Genomic DNA, 13,657 nt, shown 5'->3' on the forward strand with positions numbered 1-13,657 from the left:
TCTGAAATCAGGAATACCCTCCAGGCAAGAAACTGACGAGGGGTTCTGAAAGGCTTTACCTTTTAGAATGATGCTTGCATCATTTTTCTTGTCTGGTAACGAAGTTAGAAAAGACTTTGTTTTCAAGCGAATGACAGTGCATCCTCTTGAAACAAAGCACGAGATTAACATGTTGGGAAAGATAAAACGGCAAGGCTGACTGAACCAAGATCAGCTCTTAAAGGAATAGGTGCTGCTTCTCTGAATGATTGGCATAAGAAAAGCTGCAAGTTCTGGTAACCTGCGGCTTTCGTGTTCATTTCGATTTGCGGGTATTGAATGCGGATTGAACTGCTTACCAGCCGCTGCCGGAAGTGCCGCCGAAGCCGCCGCCGGTAAAGCCGCCGCCCCCGCCTCCGCCGAAGCTGCCGCCATGTGGACCGGAACTCGAGGAAACCGGCGCGGAGGTCATGGCTCGCTGGAATGAATTCATGTTGCGGTCCAGCCGGCTGAGCATGTACCACGTCGTCCAGCCATCCGGGCCATAGTACCAGGTCGGCGGTTCCAAGGTCAGACCCCGGAAATGCTCAGCCCAGATATCGGATAAGCCCAGCGCGTAGGCATAAGGCAGAATCGAGTAGAAGTAAGTCGGATCGTCTTCCACCAACATGGCCAGACGGTCCTTTTCCGCATACAGAATGAAATTCCGCAAGCCCAGAACTCTGCCGGTCAATCGTTGTCCCCGGTCCGTCCGCTTTTTCATAAAGATCGCGCAGCCGGCGCAGATCAGCGTGCAGAGACCTAGGAAAACCGGAACGATCCAGCCGTGACGTGCGGTCAGAAAGGCGATCATCAATAAGAACGCCCAGAGAAGCGTAAGCAGAAGCATACCGAGGAACATACCAAATTTGAATCCCCCGCCGCAGCTGTGCCAGCGCCGCTGCAAAGAATACCCCATAACGATGACGATGATCATCACGAAATACGGAATGATCAGGAATACGATTGCGGCGAAGCTGAATTCAACGGCGTAGAACTGCAATGCCGCCAGAATCGCAATCGGCAGCGGCGCCAACAAGGTCAGAATTACCTGTAAGGTTGAAGAAAGCCTGGTGAACAACCGTTTTTCCGGCAGCCGGTAATAAGCGGAATAATCCTGGATCGCCTGGTTGAGATGGGTGTAAAACTTCTCTTCCAGCTGCTTTGTCGTCACGCTGTCGCGGTTCTTAAACAACGCGTTGAACAACCGCAGCTCCGCCACCGGCGTATCCTCCGGCAAAGACTTCAGTTTATTCAGCTTTAAGGTTTTCTCCTGATCTTCAATCGTCAGGCAGCCGCGGTTCGCCCAATCCAGAATCAGCGACAAGACTTCCCGGTTCTGCACGGAACCGTTTAGAATCATACCGACCTCGGTGCTGGAGATTCCCTCCGGCGCTGTGAATTCAACCGGAACGATCAAGGCTTCGTCACGTCCCCACCGCATCAGACAGAAAATGCTGAACAGGGTAATCAAGCCGCCGAGGATGGCCAGCGGCAGAGAATAATCGGCCGATTTCGGATAGATAAAATACTGATCAGGCAAATCCAGCTTAACCGTGATTCCCTCAAACGGCGCCAGCGCGGTTAAGGTTTCGCCGCTGAAGGTTGTTCCTTCCTGCTCAAAGCGGAACTGATCCTGCGGCAGATCGGAATAGAAGTACAGCTGACTGGCATCAAAGCTTTTCGGCATCGTTACCCGGAAGGTGACTTTCTCAATTGTTGTATTCCAATTGACAGAAATCAGGTTCCAGTAAAAGCTCTGGATGTCGCCCAATCTCAAATCACGGGTATGCACCTGATAGCGGATCTGATAGGTTTCTTCAGATTGGGCATAGGTATCGGCGCTGCCTAAGCGAAGGTTGTAATAATCATCCTCGTCGCTGAGCTTGGCTTCATGACCCGAGAGCACTTCGATGTGGTCGATCGGAAAGACATAGCTGCGGCTCATCACGGTATCGCCAATCCGCCATGTCACATTGCGGTAACGTTTAGGCAGCGTCAGATTTAAGCCGTGAAGGCGCTGCTGAAATTGAACGTCGAGCGTTTCCGTGACCGTGTAGACGCCGTCTTCGCTGACCTCAATCTGAATATCGTAATGATCGATGGTAAAGCCTTCCTGAGCCTGCACCGGCTGCAAACCGAGGAAAAGCAGAAACAACGTCAGAACGCTGAATAAAATTCGTTTTTTCATAAATTCCACTCCTTATTGTCCGGCATATTGAGCAGCCGGACCGGGGTTTTATCCCATGTCAAGGTTTAAAAAATATCGCGGAAAGCGATATTTAGAAAGAAACTTTGACGTTTTCGCGCTGGGCTTCATCCTTAACGACAAACAACGGCATTTTCTTAAAACCGCAGATCATCGCGACCAGATTGCTCGGAATCGTTTCCGTGCGGGTATTGAAGGCTTTAACCACGCCGTTGTAATACTTGCGGGCGTTGGCGATTTCCCCTTCCATGTCTTTCAGCTGCCGCTGCAGATCAATGAAGTTAGTGTTGGCCTTCAGATCCGGATAGCTCTCCGAGATCGCCATCAGACGGCCTAACAAGCCGGACAGATTCTGTTCCTGGGCGATTTTCTCATCCATCGAATGCGCGTTCATCGCCAGACTGCGGGCCGATACGACCTTTTCCAGCGTTTCCTTTTCATGCGCGGCATAGCCCTTGACCGTCTCGACTAAGTTCGGGATCAGATCGTAACGTTTGACCAGGTAGACGTCCATGGTGGAGAAGGCTTCCTCCACTTTATTCTTTAACGAAACAAACCCGTTGTAGGTCGCGATAAACCAGATGACCAGCACCGCGAGCACGACCAGTAAAATAATCCACATCATGCGTTAATTCCTCCTCTGTCGTCCCATGAGGACTTAATCTTATTATAGCATAGCTTGCGCCGGGACATTCCTATCCTGCCTGCGTTTTAAGAATTCTGAAAGAACTCGGTCTCAGATCATTTTTAGAATGAAGCGCAGCGTGAAGGAGAAACTAGGAACAGGGCGCAGGATTGATCCGTGATCATGGAGGATCAGGAACAGCGGTGGACAGGCCTCTCTGTGATACGATACAAATTGTTCATGGCGAAGGACAGTCGTCTTGATCGCAGATCAGGAGAATGATTGTTGGCAGGAAAGCAGAAAAGTAAAAGAAGTACGCTAAAAATAAGGAAAACAGCGTTGAAAGGGTCTGAAATTTCGACGGAGAACGGGAAAATGGGCAAAAAGGGTAAGATTAACGAAATTTTAACAGAAACTTAACAGTCATTTTCTTTTTTTCTTGGTATCTTTACCTTTGAGAGGAGTGGAAGAATGACGTTACAGGATATCCAGTGGGACATGATTTTAGGCGGCTTCGGGCTGTTTTTATTCGGCATCAAATTTATGGGGGATGGTTTAAAGAGCTTAGCCGGGGATAAGCTGCGAGATTACATTGATAAATATACGTCGAAACCGCTGATGGCGATAGTGATCGGAGCGCTGGTCACAATTATGATTCAGTCCAGCTCGGCAACGACGGCAATTACGATCGGTTTGGTGCGGGCGGGCTTAATGCGGCTGGAACAGGCGGCGGGGATCGTCATGGGCGCCAACATCGGCACGACGGTGACGGCGTTTCTGATCGGTTTGAAGGTGGAACAGTTCGCCTTGTTCTTTGTGTTTGCGGGCGGCGTGGTGATTTCGTTTGCCAAGCGGAAAAAGAGCCGCACGGTCGGCGAGATCGTGATGGGCTTCGGTCTGTTGTTCTATGGCTTACGGATTATGGGGGATTCGTTGTCGATGTTGAAGGACATGCCGGAATTCATCGCCTTTGCGGAAATGATGGGCCGGCAGCCGCTTCTGGCGCTGTTGGCGGGCACGGTGCTGACCGCGCTGATTCAGGGCTCGGCGGCCACGATCGGCGTAGTGCAGAAGTTAGTGGAAGCGGGGGCGATGTCGATGTCGGCGGCGCTGCCGTTTGTGTTCGGTTCAAATATCGGGACGACGATTACCGGCGTGTTCGCGGCGATCGGCGGCAGTCTGGCAGCTAAACGGACGGCGGGCTTACATACGTTATTCAATGTGATCGGCACCCTGATCGGCATGCTTCTGCTTCAGCCGTACATCCTGCTGATCCAAAAGCTGTCGGCGATGCTGAACATCGCGCCGATGATGCAGATCGCTGTCGCGCATATCCTGTTTAACGTCGGGGCGACGATCCTGTTCTTCCCGTTTTTAAAGCAGATGTGTCAGCTGGTCAAAAAGTTGATTCCGGGACAGGAACCGGAACGGCTGGACATCAAGATCGACGATCTGGACGAGAAGATTATTCACGAACTGCCGGCTTCGGCGCTGGAGCTTGTCCACAAGTCGATCTTTAAAATGGTCGACGTTGTAAGCAAGACTGTGCAGGAAGCAAAAAGTTATTTCGTCAAGGGAACGGACGAAGAGGACCGCGAGATGATCCTGCAGTCGGAGGCGCTGATCAACAGCTTTGATGCCAAGATCACGCAGTATCTGATGCAGATCTCCAAGGAAAATTTGTCGGATAAAGAAATGGCAGACCTGAATCTTAATTTGCAGGTGATTAAGAACCTGGAACGAATCGGCGATCTGACCGTGAACCTCGTCGAGTTCTTCGAGATGGTCAGCGAAGATCAGTCTTCGTTCTCTGCTGGTGCGAAGGACGAGGTGCTGCAGATGTTCGACCTGTTCGATCACATGCTTGCCCAATCCGTAAGAGTGTATGAATCACAGGACTACACGCTGTATTCCGCATTGCTGGAAGACGAGAATTACATGGATCTGTTGGAATACAAGGCCCGGCAGAACCACTTTGAGCGGATGAGCCGGCAGGAATGCAGCTCCGCGGTGGCGGGCTCCGTCTTCTGTGATATTCTGGGCAACCTGGAGCGAATGGCGGATCACACGTGCAACATCGCGCGCTGCGCGATTGAATCAACCGGGATGGAAGCGGCGGAGAAACACTGAGTCTAAAAACAGGTGGATCAACGGGAAGGGCAAGGCGTTGGATCTGAGTTGAAAATCGTCCGGCTTGGCGATTGACGCGGGCGGGCAGCTCGGGTACAATGAAGCCAGAAAGAAGGATCGGACAATGGAAAAAGTAAAAGTTTGCTGGGTGATTCCGACGGAGCCTTCGCTGCGGGAGTCAATCCAGGCGGCCTGTCCGCAAGCCCAGATTGATTTCTGTGAACGGACAGCATTAGATGAAAGGCGGGTTGCGGATGCGGAGGTCGTCATCGGAAATCTGCCGAAACGCTGGCTGCCGGAGGCCAGAGCGCTGCGCTGGCTGCATCTGGAAAGCGCCGGAGCGGAACAGTACGCACAGGAAGAACTGCTGGGCGAGGACGTGCTGCTGAGCAACTCAACGGGCGCTTACGGACCGGCGATCGCGGAACACATGTTGGCGGGCGTGTTGTCCATCTATAAGAAATTAAATCTGTACCGTGAAAATCAAAAGCTGCGGGTGTGGAAAAACGAGGGACAGGTACGTTCTCTGAAAGGGTCGTCGGTGCTGATCGTCGGCCTGGGTGATATCGGCCGGGAGTTCGGCTGGCGGATGAAAGCGCTGGGCTGCACCGTGACCGGCGTGAAGCGAACCCCGGGCGGTTGTCCGGATTATGTTGACCGGCTCGTGCTCATGGATCAGATCGAGGAAGAACTGCCGAACGCGGATATCGTCGCGTTGTGTCTGCCAAGTACGCCGGAAACCCGGCACTTCTTCGATCAGCGGCGGCTGGCGCTGACGCGCCGGGACTGCGTGCTGGTCAACGTCGGCCGGGGCGTCACGGTGGAAACGCCGGCATTGTGTGCGCTGCTGGATCAGGGACACTTCGGCGGGCTGGTCCTGGACGTCGTGGATCCGGAACCGCTGCCGATGAACAATCCGTTATGGGGCTATGACCGCGTGATCCTGACGCCGCATGTTTCAGGTAACTATAACCAGCAGAGCACTTATGACACGGTAATCGCGATGGCGGTGGAGAATTTGCAGCGCTATCTGGACAAGCAGCCGCTGAAATACCGGGTCGACCGGAAGAGCGGCTACCGCGTTTCCAACACCCAAGAATAATTTGACGGATACCGGATTATGCTATATACTGTTATAGCATAACAACTGGGGTTGTCATGGTTTCGACAGGTCTAAGTTGGATTCAGACTGCAGTGGGGCGGCTGCCTAACAGCCAACAAAAAATAACTGGAAAATCTTTTTTAGCTAATCTGTTCGGTGGAAACCGTCAGGTTGCTTTCGCTGCTTAATATCTCAGCATAGAGATTGCAGCTGCTGCCGGTGATTCTTTCTTCAGGTTGCCGGACAGTATCAGAAATGAAGGATAAGGAGATTCGGAGTCTGGACGGATTTCCCGACAATCAACAGACAAACTCAGATAGTTTTGTCCGTTAACATATCTGTTTTATAAGCAAACGGAATAAACTGTAGATGTCTGAATGGGGACTATTCCTGGACCGGGGTTCGACTCCCCGCAGCTCCACCAAAAGTCGAACAGCCGAGCGCTTGCGCCCGGTTTTTTTGTTATTCGCAGCGGGTGGATGAGTGATTATGATAGATAACCCAGGGGTTTAGATTGTAAATAATGAAATAGACTTGGATAATTACCCGAAGATAAATGCTTATTAATAGAAGAGGAAAGAAAAATACCGTTATCTTCTTCCTTTTCGGGGAGGAAACAACGGTATTTTTATGGAAACCAGGAATTACTCACGACATTCCTGTCTGCTTTTGTAACGCCTGAGCCACGATGGAATCACAGAGATTCTGGAGATCGGGAAACAGGCGTTGTTTGTTATAACCCATGTTATCCAGAAAACCAAGCGTTTCGCGGCGTTCTCTATCTGACAGTCGGATCGAAATGCAGCGGGCGCTGCGGCGTATTTCTTCCGCCGCTTCATCGCCCTCAATGGAAGACGGGATGGAGAACAACCCCGCCTGAGCGATCAGCCGGGCGTTGCTGGAGCTGCCGTTGTAGATGATTAAGCCCTGAGGCTGTGGGTTGTCAGCCTCGATATTCAGTTCATGTAACGCGGCATTTCGTTGCTGAACTAGGGATATGAACTGGGCTTTATCACGAAGCTGGTTCAGAAATCCCACATATTCCTCAATGAATTCAGTATCCGCTTCTCTTTTGGTCTGGGAATAACAACGGTGGATTAAAATCTGTTCCTTAAGCGGCAGAACAAACAACTCATAGTAACCGTCGTCAGGCTGCTTATTTTCAGACAAGGCAAAGTATAAGGCAGTGAAGGGATTGTAAGTCCAGTCGATCAGTCGGGTGGGAATCCCGTAATGCTGGGCACACGCAACATAATCAAGCGTTTCCATTGTGCCGGATAACAGATTGGATGCTTGCTGCCGGAAAGCATGAAGCAGCGCGAATTCCTGATCTTTTAAATTAACGAGAGTTTGCGTTTCCCGGTCGTATTTGCGGCAGATCGAAGGATTTAATTCGCTGCGCCGGCTAATGCCGCGAAAAATATACTGATCGCTGCGGGTAAGGCGGATCAGATCGTTAATGAGAATTTTGGAACTGGTATAGTTTTCTTTGATGGGTGATTCGTCCATAAACGCCTACCTCCTGATTGTTGACTGTGGATTTTTGATCAGATTAATTCTATCATAAAATAAAGCGGGACCGCTGACAAGCAAAAACGCTGACTTCGCCGCTATCAAACCTGACGGCGTCTGGATGCGGACCTGCAGGACATCGCAAGTGCAGGGAGTAAATCAAACAACGAACAAAATTTTAAGATATCAGATCAGATAAAAGAAACAGACGCTGAGCGCGGGAAACATGAAAATCAAAGAGAAAACGTCGCCGGCGCCCGATTAAACGCTTGACGAAATGCGCTTCCCATTGTAAAATAATAACGTTACGTGCCCATGGCGCAATTGGATAGCGCATTTGATTCCGATTCAAAAGGTTGCAGGTTCGAGTCCTGTTGGGCGCACCATTGGTAATATAACGTTTGGATGTGAACTCTGATGGAGCTTATGAAAGCTTAAATTCAGGGGTTAAAAACATCCAAATTTTTTTTATCCGCAAAGTTTGATTCAGGATTTTGATATTGACTGGGAGTAGTTCAAAATTCAGGATTTATGCTATACTAAACAGGAAGAAAAGACGAAGATGAGGTTGAAATATGGATCGTAATTATGCAAAAGTGATGATTTCGCAGGCTGGTGAAAGCTGGCTGGATAAAGGGCAGATGTGGATGTACCGCAATAATCTGATCGGAATAGAAGGAACGCCGGAAAATGGAGCGCCGGTGGATATCGTTACGGAAAACGGGCGTTATCTGGGCACGGGCTTTTACTCGGAAACCAGTCATATCGTTGTGCGGATTCTGACTAAGAATCCAGAAGTGGTGATCGACCGGGAATTCTTTCAGCGGCGGATCCAGTTCGCTTATGCTTTCCGGAAAACGGTGGAGAGCGATAATCTCGCTAACTGCCGGCTGATTTTTGGCGAGGCGGATCAGCTGCCGGGTTTGACGGTGGATCGGTATAACGACATTCTCGTCACGCAGATCAGCGCCTACGGAATGGAAAAGATCAAACCGATGATTTATGACTTGTTGCTGGAAACGCTGCGGCAGGATGGTCAAACGATTCAGGGAATCTATGAACGCAATGATATCCAGGTCCGGGCCAAGGAAGGCTTGCCAATGGAAAAAGGCTTCTGGGGCGGCGTTTCCCTGCCGACGACAACAGTGATTAATGAAAACGGCCTGAAATTGAATGTGGATATCGAAAATGGTCAGAAGACCGGCTATTTCCTGGATCAAAAATCAAACCGGGTGCTGCTGCGGCAGATGGCACATGGCAAGCGGGTGCTCGACTGCTTCAGTCATACCGGGGGTTTTGCCCTGAACGCAGCTTTGGGCAACGCGCAAAGCGTGGTCGCGGTTGATGTCTCTCAGACGGCACTGGATCAAGGCCGGGCGAATGCCGTGCTGAATCATTTGGAGGACCGGATTCAATTTGTGAAAGCTGACGTTTTTGAATATCTGGATCGCTGCGCGATGGGACAATACGATATCATCGTACTGGATCCGCCGGCGTTCACCAAATCCCGGAAAACGATCCATCAGGCGTATGCCGGCTATAAACGCATCAATTATCAGGCGATGAAAGTGCTGCAAAACGGCGGTTATCTGATCACCTGCAGCTGTTCGCGGTTTATGGAAATTGATAATTTCGAGAAGATGCTGCGGGAAGCGGCGCAGGAAGCCGGCGTGACGCTGAAGCAGGTTTCCGTTACCCAGCAGAATCATGATCATCCGATTCTCTGGACGATGGAGGAGACCTCTTACCTTAAATTCTATATTTTCCAGATCATCGAGGCATAACCTGGCCAGAAGAAGAAGGTAGACGGGGAATACAGGAAACCGTTTGGCGAATAGCGCGGTAAGGAGAACATGGCAGTTATGGAGCAGGAGAATTTATTATTACAGAATCTGGATCAGCTGCATACGACGGCAATGGGCGCTGAGCGGATCCGCAGAAACTTACAAATCAGGGAGGAAGACGTCGTCGGCTGGTGCCGTAAGCAGATCGCGTTGCCGCAGACCAAGATTCAGCGCAAGGGAAAAAACTGGTATGCGCTGACGGAAGACTGCCGGATTACGATCAACGCGCACAGTTACACCTTGATCACGGCTCATCGCGAGAAAGCAGGAGAGTAGGTTTTCCAAGGAGATTGGGTCAGCGAGAAGTCCCTTGCCGGCGGTACTTTTGTCCTTTATAATGGGGATATGGGAAACCGTTAAAGAAAGTGGGGGCATGATCGGCATGACAGAAGTTTTAGTGACAGGCAATATTTTTGTTCAAGTTTTTTTGAAGTATATCTTCGATCTTGTAGAAATTGTTTTATTAATCATGATTTATCGCTTATTGAAAAAGAAATGCGGCTGACGCTTTCAACAGGCATTCGGATAACGCTGATCAACGGTGTTCCGGATGCCTGTTTGAATCTAGGATGTCTGTATTTCAGGAAAGGATGGAACGAAGATGGAAAGACCGGCTTTAAATCGATCGCTGGATGCGTCGACCTTTAGGAACCATTATTATCTGAAAGAAGAATTGGTCCGTTTTTGCCGGGCATCGGGCTTGCCCGTCACAGGCGGAAAAGCAGAACTAACGGAAAGAATCGCCTGTTTCTTAGAAGGCAAACCGGTTGAGCGCGTGAAGGTGACGAAAGTCAGAACGAAGCTTGCCGGCACGCTGAGCGAAGAAACGCTGATCGAATCGCCGTTTGTCTGTTCTGAAATCCACCGGGCTTTTTTCAAAGCGAAGATCGGTTCGTCGTTTTCGTTTAACGTCGCTTTCCAGAAATGGCTGAAAAGCAATGCGGGCAAAACGTATGGCGATGCGATTGAAGCCTATGTCCGGATTCGGAATGAGAAAAAAACGAAACAAACTTCGATCGATCCGCAATTTGAATACAATACCTATATCCGTGCTTTCTTTGCCGGGAATCCGGGCCGTTGCTTAAGCGAAGCGATTGCTTGCTGGAAATGGAAGAAAAGCCAGGCTGGAAGTCATCGCTATGATCCGGCGGATCTGATGGCTTTGAATGAAGAAAAGGGACGTCCGGAAAATGGAAAATGAAACGTTGGACACAGCGCTGAACGAAATCTCTTTGATCCTGCGGAGATGCGAGAAAATCCAGCCTCAATTTGCCGAGGGCAGCGCGCAGCACAGTCTGTTGAAAAACCGCATAGCAGCGCTGCAGGCTGCGGATCTCTTGCTAAAGCGCGAGCGGTGGGGTGAACATACGGAACAAGGAAAGGGCCAGCCCTCAGCTGCAAGCGACGCTGTCAGTCAGAGAATTAAGAATCTCACGCGTGAGGATTTTATGAAAGCGCTGGCTCCGATTCAATCGATCATCCATAAATGCCGTGCCGCTCAAGTGAAGCACGCGGAGACATCCGCAACCTTTCGCCGCCTGCAAAAACAGATCGACGCAATGAACCTGGCGGAGACTTTAATTCATAAAGAGCTAGCTGCTGACAATTCGTGGAATGAAGCGGATAAATTGTAAAAACAGTCTTAAAAAAACAAAAGTTCCGGTGTTTTCCGCTGGCGGATTTGGAATAAAACTGAATGAACGGCGAGCAGTGGTTCAGATTCTTCTTTTAATCTTTCTGTCTTGTAAAAAGGAATTGATTTTTCAGAAAGAGGGATTCGAAATTCTTTGAAAATAAGTCTTTTCTGCGCACTTTTCAAGAAATTCTGCTAGAATGGTAAGGAACCTATTTTCAATGAAGAAGAAAAATCAGGGAGCGGGGGAGCGAGAGAATGATAAAAGATTTTCGTTTGGTCATCTGCGATATTGACAGCACGTTAATCACGTCAAAACGGATTTTAACGGAACGGGCGAAGGAGGTCATCCGCCGGCTGCACGATCATGGCGTTTATTTTGGCATCGCATCGGGGCGTTCAATTGATCAGCAGCTGCATAAGCAGGCGCGGGACTGGGGCTTTGATTTTGATTTTGAAGTGTTGATCGGAATGAACGGATCCGAATTGTGGGATGGTGTGCATCAGAAACGGTATGATTATTACAAACTGAAACGAGCGTGGATCAAGGAAATCCTGGAATTGATGGCGCCGTTCAATCTGAATCCGTTTATGTACGTTGGCGATAAGATGATGTGCCTGCGCGTTGATGAGGCAACTGAGCGTTCATCCAAGAAGAACCGCACGGATCTGCTCGTTGTGGATAATATTTCCGAATTTTATGCGGAGGAAAACGCGAAGATTATGTTCCGGATGCCGGAGGAACTCATGCCGGAGGTGGTTGAATATGTCAGTAAGCATCCATCACCGAATTTCAAAGCGTTTAAAACTCAGACGACGATGCTGGAATTTACGGATCGGCGGGTTTCCAAAGCCGTCGCGCTGAAACAATATTGTAAAATGAATCAATTGCCGTTAGGAGAAGTTATTGCATTTGGGGATATGAGCAACGATAATGAAATGCTGGAATGCAGCGGCTGGGGTGTCTGTATGGCTAACGGCAGCGAGGATACCAAGGCGATTGCGGATGATATCACGGAAAATACAAATGATGAGGACGGTTTTGCGGACTATATGGAAAAGCATTTTCTGCTTCCGCGCGGATGGTAGCTGCGGATTTGTTTAAACGCAGGTCAGAGAGCGTTCGAATCGAGGTCGGAAGAACAGAAGCACGAGCAGCGGGGACAGGTTTGTTCCTCCTCTGCCCGGTTTCTTAGCCGGCGGCAGTCAATGGCCGGAAGGAAGTCGGGGATGGTATGCGAATGATGGTTTAAAGTTTTCATCAGCGTTGACAGAAAGCACCGCGCAAAGAAGAGTTGCTTCAATCGGAAAGGAAAGAGAAGCGGATAAAAAGGGGATAGGATCTCAACCTTTTTGTGATTAGGTCTTGAAATCTTTCCGTCAATTTGTTAATATTTATAAGCAATGGGGTTGTAGCTCACCTGGGAGAGCGCTACACTGGCAGTGTAGAGGTAGTCGGTTCGAGCCCGATCAGCTCCACCATTAAAAAAACAGAGATATCCACCGATCGGACAGCCGACTCGCAAGGATATCTTTTTTTGTCTTCCCGGTAAAATGAAAGGTCGACTGGCTTCTGAACAAGCTGATGGCATTGACGGTCTGTGAAATCAGGTTTATCCTTAGAGAAAGGAAAGTTAGCGCAGCGCGAATTAACCGTTTGAAAACCCACTCCTTAAATCAGGAAAATTCAGGTTTCTCGACGTATTGAAATTCATGATCAGCTCCACGAATGAAAGGCGAAGCAGTGATTGGCTTTCAACCGGGACGGATCATGAAGTTCTTCGGCTATTCCGCATCTCGGCTTTCCAAACAGGAGGTCTGGCAATGCAAGAAAAATGGACTGAAAACGATCTGTTTCTTTTCCAACATCTGATTTCTGACGACAATGATTTAGAATATGCCGTACAACAGAGCCATGATAGACAGTTTCCGGAACATGAAGTATCGAAGACTCAGGGGATGCTTTTATCACTGTTGATCAGAATGAGTAAATCAAAACGGGTCTTGGAATTGGGAACACTTGCGGGTTACAGTACGATCTGGATGGCAAAAGCCATCCCTGACGGCGGACAAGTGGTCACCCTGGAATATGAACAGGAAAGATTTGAATTGGCTTCTCAAAATATCAGACATGCAGGTCTGCAGGATAAGGTCCAGCTGCTTTGCGGTCCGGCGGCGCAGTCGCTGCAGACGTTGATTGACGCCCAGACAGAACCGTTTGATTTCATCTTCGTCGACGCGGACAAGCCGAATAACCCGTTATATCTGAAGCTGTGCCTGCAGCTGAGTCATCCGGGAACGGTTATCTTTGGGGATAATGTGATTCGGGACGGTGAGCTGTGCAACGCGAATAGCGAGGATCCAAAAGTGAAGGGGGTAAGGCAGTTCATCGAAGATTTAGGACTCTCTGACCGCCTGGATTCAACAGGCTTGCAGACCGTGGGAATCAAAGGCTATGATGGATTTACACTGACCTTCGTTAAAGCTTAATCGGTAAAGAGAGGCAAAACGCCGGCTGAAAAATCTGAAAAGGGATCAGGTTCTGATCGAATAGAATAAACAAAGGTACTTGGAGTCTGCCGCA

The 13,657-nt window shown here is 49.5% G+C and carries 11 protein-coding genes, 2 tRNA genes and 1 other RNA gene; 11 read left to right on the top strand and 3 right to left on the bottom strand.

Annotated elements, in window-relative coordinates:
* Positions 1 to 334: 334 nt before the first annotated feature.
* Together DWY25_RS04300 and DWY25_RS04305 are read right to left on the bottom strand one after the other, a co-directional pair.
* The gene (locus DWY25_RS04300; protein ID WP_117894147.1) at positions 335 to 2,209 is read right to left on the bottom strand and encodes a DUF2207 domain-containing protein; all 1,875 of its coding nucleotides are present in this window, start codon (positions 2,207 to 2,209) and stop codon (positions 335 to 337) included.
* 91 nt (positions 2,210 to 2,300) lie between these two features.
* The gene (locus DWY25_RS04305; RefSeq protein WP_006057624.1) at positions 2,301 to 2,852 is read right to left on the bottom strand and encodes a LemA family protein; all 552 of its coding nucleotides are present in this window, start codon (positions 2,850 to 2,852) and stop codon (positions 2,301 to 2,303) included.
* A 471-nt stretch (positions 2,853 to 3,323) separates the two neighbouring features.
* On the opposite strand from DWY25_RS04305, the gene DWY25_RS04310 reads away from it, so the two are divergent.
* From DWY25_RS04310 to ssrA, 3 genes are all read left to right on the top strand, one after another.
* On the top strand, positions 3,324 to 4,982 hold the full coding sequence (locus DWY25_RS04310; protein WP_117894150.1) for a Na/Pi cotransporter family protein: 1,659 nt from the start codon (positions 3,324 to 3,326) through the stop codon (positions 4,980 to 4,982).
* Positions 4,983 to 5,106: 124 nt separating this feature from the next.
* Positions 5,107 to 6,084, top strand: coding sequence for a D-2-hydroxyacid dehydrogenase (locus DWY25_RS04315; protein ID WP_117894153.1), 978 nt, complete (start codon positions 5,107 to 5,109; stop codon positions 6,082 to 6,084).
* A 47-nt stretch (positions 6,085 to 6,131) separates the two neighbouring features.
* Positions 6,132 to 6,508, top strand: a transfer-messenger RNA (tmRNA) gene (gene ssrA, locus DWY25_RS04320).
* Between the two features lie 224 nt (positions 6,509 to 6,732).
* Here the strand turns inward: ssrA and DWY25_RS04325 are convergent.
* Complete coding sequence (locus tag DWY25_RS04325) at positions 6,733 to 7,593, bottom strand: FRG domain-containing protein (RefSeq protein ID WP_117894156.1); 861 nt, start codon at positions 7,591 to 7,593, stop codon at positions 6,733 to 6,735.
* Between the two features lie 312 nt (positions 7,594 to 7,905).
* Here DWY25_RS04325 and DWY25_RS04330 point away from each other — a divergent pair.
* From DWY25_RS04330 to DWY25_RS04365, 8 genes are all read left to right on the top strand, one after another.
* Positions 7,906 to 7,982 (top strand) — tRNA-Arg (locus tag DWY25_RS04330).
* 189 nt (positions 7,983 to 8,171) lie between these two features.
* Positions 8,172 to 9,380, top strand: a complete 1,209-nt coding sequence (locus DWY25_RS04335) for a class I SAM-dependent rRNA methyltransferase (RefSeq protein ID WP_117894159.1) — start codon at positions 8,172 to 8,174, stop codon at positions 9,378 to 9,380.
* Between the two features lie 69 nt (positions 9,381 to 9,449).
* A complete protein-coding gene (locus DWY25_RS04340; protein ID WP_244925928.1) occupies positions 9,450 to 9,716 on the top strand; it encodes a DUF3781 domain-containing protein in 267 nt (88 codons plus the stop codon).
* A 325-nt stretch (positions 9,717 to 10,041) separates the two neighbouring features.
* Complete coding sequence (locus tag DWY25_RS04345) at positions 10,042 to 10,641, top strand: DUF6434 domain-containing protein (RefSeq protein WP_117894162.1); 600 nt, start codon at positions 10,042 to 10,044, stop codon at positions 10,639 to 10,641.
* Positions 10,631 to 11,074, top strand: coding sequence for a hypothetical protein (locus tag DWY25_RS04350; protein WP_117894165.1), 444 nt, complete (start codon positions 10,631 to 10,633; stop codon positions 11,072 to 11,074). Before DWY25_RS04345 ends, DWY25_RS04350 begins: the two co-directional genes overlap by 11 nt.
* A gap of 257 nt (positions 11,075 to 11,331) precedes the next feature.
* A complete protein-coding gene (locus tag DWY25_RS04355) occupies positions 11,332 to 12,162 on the top strand; it encodes an HAD family hydrolase (protein ID WP_117894168.1) in 831 nt (276 codons plus the stop codon).
* Between the two features lie 317 nt (positions 12,163 to 12,479).
* Positions 12,480 to 12,555: transfer RNA gene (locus DWY25_RS04360), tRNA-Ala, on the top strand.
* Between the two features lie 342 nt (positions 12,556 to 12,897).
* Entirely contained in the window at positions 12,898 to 13,563 is a 666-nt protein-coding gene (locus tag DWY25_RS04365) for an O-methyltransferase (protein WP_117894171.1), read from the top strand.
* Positions 13,564 to 13,657: the final 94 nt, after the last annotated feature.

This window comes from Holdemania filiformis, from assembly GCF_003459085.1.
Taxonomy (GTDB): Bacteria; Bacillota_I; Bacilli_A; order Erysipelotrichales; family Erysipelotrichaceae; genus Holdemania; species Holdemania filiformis.